The organism is Streptococcus intestinihominis, from assembly GCF_046824975.1.
Taxonomy (GTDB): Bacteria; Bacillota; Bacilli; order Lactobacillales; family Streptococcaceae; genus Streptococcus.
This window is the reverse complement of the sequence record NZ_JBKQBL010000001.1, coordinates 208344-209230: the sequence shown is the minus strand read 5'-3', so window position 1 is coordinate 209230 and position 887 is coordinate 208344. Positions and strand designations below refer to the sequence as shown.

Here is an 887-nt window from a genome sequence, read left to right as displayed (position 1 = left end):
TCAAAGCCATTCTGGATAAGTATGAACATGATCCAAAATCTCTTCGTGCGGCTGGTTTAGCCTATGCGGTGGATCAAATCGTTGATTTGGTCACACAAGATGTTGCCGGTGTCCATCTCTACACCATGAACAATGAAGATGTAGCCTATCATGTCCACCATGCAACAAAAGCCTTATTTGAACACCAACCAAATTTGGAAGTGATTTAATCAACAGTCTAAGCAGGAATTGTAGAGATTGAGAAAAATTTTTCTCAGTCTCTTTTTTACTTGGGCCAATCGCTTGCTAAAAGACAACTTTTTTTTTATAGTATTAATATGAAGATTTTGGAGGCGCTTGCAATGAAGAGAGAACTCACGTTGAAGTTATTTGGACCCCCTAAGGTTGTTTTCCAACAGAAAGACATCCGTTTTTCCTTCTCGAAGATGGAGGCTTTATTTTATTACTTAGCTGTATCGGGTGAGGTCAACCGTGATGAAATTGCGGGTATTCTCTGGGGGGATAAGGAAAACCAAGTCGCTCGGAAAAATCTACGGAATACTGTTTACCAAGCTAATAAAATCTTTGAAGGAGATGTCATTGTTTCTCCAAGTAGGAGCAGCCTGGCCATTAATCCTGAGCTGAATCTTTCTTTGGATGTCCAGCTTTTTGAAAGGAATCCGATAAGCAATTTACATCTTTATCATGGAGATTTTCTAGAAGCCTTCTACGTCAAGGATGATGAGGACTTTGACCAGTGGGCTTCGCGAAAACGGAGCGCGTATAAGCAACTCTATATTGAAAGCTGTTATCAAAAGATTGACAAAGAGGGGCTGGGAGATCCTGGTATAGAGTCCTTACTCCACCATTTAGTAGAGCTGGATGAATTTGAAGAAAAGAACTACCAA

At 40.4% G+C, this 887-nt stretch carries 2 protein-coding genes; both read left to right on the top strand.

The window, feature by feature from the left end:
- On the top strand, window positions 1–209 hold a 209-nt coding region (locus ACLOR3_RS01070), incomplete at its 5' end, for a methylenetetrahydrofolate reductase (RefSeq protein WP_412036906.1).
- 132 nt (window positions 210–341) lie between these two features.
- Window positions 342–887, top strand: a 546-nt coding sequence (locus tag ACLOR3_RS01065) for an AfsR/SARP family transcriptional regulator (RefSeq protein ID WP_412036905.1), incomplete at its 3' end; no start/stop codon positions are given.